The organism is Soehngenia sp. (assembly GCF_055108775.1).
Window position 1 is genome coordinate 1 of record NZ_JBSQIL010000087.1, and the last position, 6,219, is coordinate 6,219.

6 protein-coding genes are annotated in these 6,219 nt (G+C 29.7%); all 6 read left to right on the top strand.

The genetic code is table 11. The features are described 5' to 3' along the window. Window positions 1-1,055, top strand: a 1,055-nt coding sequence (locus ACTB1H_RS08820; protein WP_463262477.1) for a M42 family metallopeptidase, incomplete at its 5' end; no start/stop codon positions are given. 2 nt (window positions 1,056-1,057) lie between these two features. After that, the gene (locus ACTB1H_RS08825; RefSeq protein WP_463262478.1) at window positions 1,058-2,083 is read left to right on the top strand and encodes a M42 family metallopeptidase; all 1,026 of its coding nucleotides are present in this window, start codon (window positions 1,058-1,060) and stop codon (window positions 2,081-2,083) included. Between the two features lies 1 nt (window position 2,084). Next, entirely contained in the window at window positions 2,085-3,071 is a 987-nt protein-coding gene (locus ACTB1H_RS08830) for a M42 family metallopeptidase (RefSeq protein WP_463262479.1), read from the top strand. A 126-nt stretch (window positions 3,072-3,197) separates the two neighbouring features. Beyond that, window positions 3,198-4,913 carry a phosphoenolpyruvate--protein phosphotransferase gene (gene ptsP / locus ACTB1H_RS08835; protein ID WP_463262480.1) on the top strand — a complete coding sequence of 572 codons (1,716 nt, stop codon included), beginning with the start codon at window positions 3,198-3,200 and terminating at the stop codon, window positions 4,911-4,913. After that, the gene (locus tag ACTB1H_RS08840) at window positions 4,903-5,352 is read left to right on the top strand and encodes a PTS sugar transporter subunit IIA (protein WP_463262481.1); all 450 of its coding nucleotides are present in this window, start codon (window positions 4,903-4,905) and stop codon (window positions 5,350-5,352) included. Before ptsP ends, ACTB1H_RS08840 begins: the two co-directional genes overlap by 11 nt. 4 nt (window positions 5,353-5,356) lie before the next feature. Beyond that, window positions 5,357-6,136, top strand: a complete 780-nt coding sequence (locus ACTB1H_RS08845) for a DeoR/GlpR family DNA-binding transcription regulator (protein WP_463262482.1) — start codon at window positions 5,357-5,359, stop codon at window positions 6,134-6,136. Window positions 6,137-6,219: the final 83 nt, after the last annotated feature.

Consider the following 6,219-nt stretch of genomic DNA (forward strand, 5'->3'; position numbering starts at 1 on the left):
AAACAAAGGATGCATTGGTATTACTTGCTAACTCTAATGGGGTATCAGGTCAAGAAAATAATCTGCACAAAGTTATAATTGAGCTATTTGAGTCCCTTGTTGATGAAGTAGAAGTAGATTCATTAGGCAATTTAATATTTTATAAAAAGAGTACAAATAAATCTGATTTCAAATTGATGTTAGCAGCACACATGGATGAGATAGGTTTAATAGTTAATAAAATTGAAGAAAACGGATTTTTAAGATTCTCAGAGGTTGGAGGGATAGATAAGAAAACTCTTGTAGGGCAAGAGGTTTTAGTGCATGGTAAAGAAACTATTTTAGGAATAATCGGAACAAAACCACCTCATATGATGAGTAACGAAGAACAAGAGAAAAGTATAAAAATAGAGGACATGATAATAGATACTGGATTCAATAAAGAAGAAGTTGAGAAAATTGTTAAAATTGGTGACTTTATAACTATACGAAGAGAAGCTATAGTACTTGAAAACGAAAGAATTTCAGGAAAATCCATGGATGATCGAGTTGGTGTGGTCGTATTATATGACATTGCAAAAAGGCTTCAAACATTAAAGCATAACATAGATGTATATTTTGTATGTACAGTTCAAGAGGAATTAACTATGAGTGGTGGAATGACGAGTACATATAAAATCAACCCAGATATTGGAATAGCTATTGATGTAGGATTTGGTTATACTCCAGAATTAAAGAGAAATCAAACTTTGTTAATGGGACATGGTCCTGGTATTGCTTTAGGTGGGAATATTGATAGTAGTTTACGTAACAAAATAATTAATATTGCTAAAGAATTAAATATACCATATCAAATAAATGTAGTTCCCGGGCAAACAGGAACAGATGCTAGGTCAATACAGATAACTAGAGAAGGCATTCCTACACTTTTAATTTCCATTCCGTTGCGTTATATGCATACTTCGGTTGAATTAGTTGATTTGAAAGATGTGAGTTTTACTTCAATTCTTATATCAGAATTTATTAGAACTATTGGAAACAAGCCAGAAGTTATAAATGATATTGTGGAGGAATAATTATGCTTTTAGAAAAATTAACTTTAGCAAATGGCGTATCAGGGAACGAAAAGGAAGTAAGAAATTTAATATATAAAGAAATAATAGACTTTGCTGATTATATTAAAATCGACAAAATAGGTAATATAATAGCTTATAAGAAAGGTAAAAAGAAGACCGATAAAAAAATATTATTTATTGCTCACATGGATGAAGTAGGATTGATTGTTACAGACATAGATGAGAATGGGTTTTTAAAATTTTCAACTGTTGGAGGAGTTGATAAGAGAGTTTTAGTATCGAAAACTGTTAAAATTGGAGAAAATAAAATACCAGGAGTTATCGGATCAAAGCCAATCCATTTACAAAAAAAGAGTGAAAGAAATGAAGCATTTGAATTAGAAGATTTATATATTGACATTGGAGTAGATTCTAGAACAGATGCAGAAATCAAAGTTAATATTGGAGATTATGTTGCTTTTGATACAAAATATGAAGAATTTGGAAACGGATGCATTAAAGCAAAAGCTTTAGATGACAGAGTAGGATGTTCTATTTTAATTGATCTAATTAAAGATGAAAACATAGAATACGATTTCTATGTAGCATTTTCGGTTATGGAAGAAATTGGATTAGTTGGGGCTGGGCCTGTTGCATTTAACGTAAAGCCTGACATATGTGTTATTGTAGAAGGAACTTTATGTTATGAGATGCCTAACTTAGATTCCCATTTGATGCCAACTAGATTAGGATATGGTCCGGCAATTTCACTAATTGACAGACATACTTTATATGATTTTGAACTTAGAGAAAAGACTGTCTCATTAGCAAAACAACACAATATCCCATATCAGTACAGAAAAACTTCAAGTGGTGGTAATGATGCTGGAGAGATACAAGTATCTGGAGAAGGAGCAAAAGTACTAGCGCTTTCAGTTCCAACCAGAAATATTCATAGTTCTTCTTCAATCATAAAAAAAGATGATTATTTTAATACTTTATCATTGATAAAATATTTGATACCAAGTATTTGCAAGGAGGATAAATAAGATGATAGATTCTAATTTGTTAAAAAATATGGTTTCTATATATGGGCCATCATCAAGAGAAGAAAGAATAAGAAATTTAATAATTAAAGAAATAGAAGAATATGTAGATGAAATAAAAATTGATCAATTAGGGAATCTGATAGCACATAAGGCGGGATGCGGGGATAAACTTATGATCTCAGCTAATATGGATCAACTTGGTTTTATTGTTATAGATATTGATGAAAAAGGATTTATCAGATTTACAAACATTGGTAAATGCGAGCCAATTCACCTGATTGGTCAAAGAGTACAATTTGAAAATGGAATTAAAGGTGTGATTTTTTATGAAGAGAATAGTACTGAAAATAAGATAACATTTGAAAAATTATATATTGATATAGGAAGCAATAAAAAAGAAGATACTTTAAGCAAAGTTAATATTGGTGATATTTGTATATTAGCAAATGAATATATTGAAAATGAAATTACCATTATATCTCCTAACCTAGACGATAGATTAGGCTGCTATATATTAGTCGAAGTGATTAAGAATTTAAATAATACTGAATATGATTTATATTTTGTGTTTACAACTCAAGGGAAAGTTGGAGCTAGGGGAGCAAAAACTGCAGCATTTTCAATTGAACCTGACATTAGCTTAGTCATAGATGTAAATAGGGCTGGAGATACACCAAAACAAGAAAGATCTAATGTAAAATTATTTAATGGGGTAACAATTGATATAATGAATAATTCATATATAACTCACTCAGAGATTAAAAACACTTTATTGGATTTAGTAGTTAAAAACAATATTAAATATCAATTAGAAGTTTCGGATGATGATATTACAGATGCGGGTTCAATACATTTGTCGAAATATGGAGTAAAGACAACAGTTGTATCTATTCCTTGCAGATATGTGCATACTTCTTCTGAAATAGCAACTAAAGAGGATATTATTATGTGTTTGAAACTCATTAATTCATTTATTGGAAAACTATAGAGAATTAATAAAATTTGATTAAAATAAGTTATTTTTTGTTGAATAGTGGTATATATTATGATAGAATTAAAACAATCATAAAAGAGCATAAAAGGTCATATTAAATCATAGATTTGGAGGTATATGATGAAAGGTAAAAGAGTGTACGGTGGAATTGCCATAGGTAGGGCCTTTCTAGTGATGGATGTAAAAATTGAGAATGTGATAAAAAAGGAAAATATTGATATTAATAAGTTAGAGACAGAGATTGATAGATTTGAGTTAGCCCATAAGAAAACTATTCAAGATATTGAAAAACTTAAAGAACATGCATTAAATACTATAGGTACTAGTGAAGCAGAAATATTTGAAGCTCATTTGGATATGGTAAAAGATCCTTTCTTTATTGAATCCATAATAAAAAAAATTAAAAACAATTTGATTAACGCAGAGTATGCTGTATTAGAAGCAAGAAATGAAATACTTAAAACTTTTAATAATATGCAAGATGAATATTTGAAAGCAAGGGCTAATGATATTTTAGACGTTACAGATACACTCCTTAAAAACTTAATGGGAATAGAAAATCAAAATATCGCAAATATTTCAACTGAAGCAATAGTTGTCGCAAAAGACTTGAAGCCTTCTCAGACAATTCAGTTAAATAACTATGTAAAGGGTATAATTCTTGAGGAGGGAAGTGTAACAAGCCATGCAGCAATTGTAGCAAAAGCAAAGGGAATACCTACTCTTGTAGGAGTTGAAGGTGCCCTTGATAAAATAAAAAATAACAGTTTAATTGTAATGGATTGTGAAAAAGAAAAGATAATAATTGATCCTTCAAAAGAAGAACTTGAGTATTATACTAAAATAGAAGCTAAACAAACAGAAGAAAAAGTAAGGTTGAGCAAATATAAAAATAAGAAGTGTTTAACAAAAGATGGTTTTGAGATAAAAATATTCGGCAATGTCGGTTCTATTGAAGAAGCCAAATTAGTAAAAGAAAATGGTGGGTTTGGTATAGGTTTGCTTAGAACTGAACTTATCTATATGAATAGTAAACATTTTCCAACAGAGGAAGAACAATATAATTATTATAGCGAAATAGTTAAGATCATTCCTGATGAAGTAATTATAAGAACCTTAGACATCGGTGGGGATAAAATGTTACCCTATTATAAATTCCCTGAAGAAATGAATCCATTTCTAGGATTGAGAGCGATTAGATTTTGCCTAAAGAATAAGGATATTTTCAAAACACAACTACGTGCTATTCTTAGAGCAAGTGCATTTGGAAAAGTTAAAATTATGTTACCTATGGTAAGTAATTTGGAAGAAATAATAGAAAGTAAAAAAATTATTGAAGAAGCAAAGAAAGAGTTAAAAAATGAACATATAAAATTTGATGAAGATATTGAAGTAGGTATAATGATAGAAATTCCTGCTGCTGCAATTTCAGCAGATATATTAGCAAAAGAAGTTGACTTTTTTAGTATCGGCACAAATGATTTAATTCAATATAGTTGTGCTGTTGACAGAATGAACAAGAATGTATCTTACCTATATGACCCATACCATCCAAGTGTTTTAAGACTAATAAAGATGACAATTGATGCTGCAAAAAATAACAATATCGAAGTTGGAGTTTGTGGGGAAACTGCTGGGGATCCTGATTTTTCAATAATCCTTGCAGGAATGGGGGCAGATGAGCTCTCAATGAGTGCTTCAATGATCCCTTATATTAAAGATACAATCGCACGATATAACAGAAATGAACTTGAAAAAATAACTTCAAATGTAATGAATCAATCTGATTCAAAATCTGCCTACGAGGCATTAATTGGAGGTAAAAATGCTAATTAATGAAAATTTAATTTTGTTAAACTCAAATGCAAAAAATAAAAACGATTTAATCAGAGATTTGTCTATATTAGCAAATAATGATGGGAAAATTAATAATATAGATGAATATATTGAAGCAGTTTTAAAAAGAGAAAGGGAATACAGCACAGCAGTAGGTTTTGGGGTAGCTATTCCTCATGGAAAGAGTGACAGTGTTATTGAACCTTTTCTCGCATTTGCTCGTGTGAATGATATTGACTGGGATTCTCCTGACGGAAAACCTGTTGACATAGTATTTCTGATAGGGGTTCCTGAAAAAGATGCAGGTTCATTACATTTAAAAATCTTAGCTAATTTATCTAGAAAATTGATGAAAGAAGATTTCAGAGAATCATTAAGAAATATTAGTTCTAAGCAAGAACTATTAGAATTTCTTAATAAGAGCGAACTGGGGTTTTAAAAAAATGTTAGCTGATGAAAGAAAATTATTAATACTTGAAATGTTAAAAAAAAATAAAAGCCTTTCAGTAAGAGAACTTTGTCAAAAATTAAATGCTTCTGAATCAACTATTAGGAGAGATTTAAAAGAATTAGAGAATAATGGCAAGTTGAAAAGAACTCATGGAGGAGCCATAATAAAGGAGTTTTTCAATTTAGAATTTGAGGAAAATGTAAAACAAAAGGAAAACAAATATTTGAATGAAAAAAAAGAAATTGCCTATGTTGCTTTCTCAAAAATTCGCGAAAACAGTTCTATAATTATTGATGCTGGTACAACAACATTAGAACTAGCAAAATTAATAGGGCAATCAAATTTAAAATTAACGGTTGTAACTAACTCTACTGATATTTCTAATGCTTTATCCATGAATCAAAATTGTTTAATTTACTTAATTGGAGGGAAATTAAGAAATAATACACTAGCAACTGTAGGAAATTATAGTGTAGAATTCATTAAAAATTTCAACGCACAAATTGCATTCATAGGGACAAATGGCATTACTATAGACAATGCTTTTACAACACCAGATTTAGAGGAAGCTCAAATCAAAAAAGCTATGATATCTTGTGCAAATGAAGTTTATGTATTAGCAGATAGCTCTAAATTTGGGATTGTTGCATTGGTAAAGATATCAGATTTTTCTGATATAGATGGAATTATAACTGACAATAAGATTGAAAAAAATATCTTGAAAGAGTATGCAAATGCTGAAGTTCTTATAATTACAAACAATGGAAGGTGATAATTTGATTTCTACAGTTACATTAAATCCCGCAATTGATAAAACTTTGATTTTAAACGAATTGAAAATAGGAAAAGTAAATA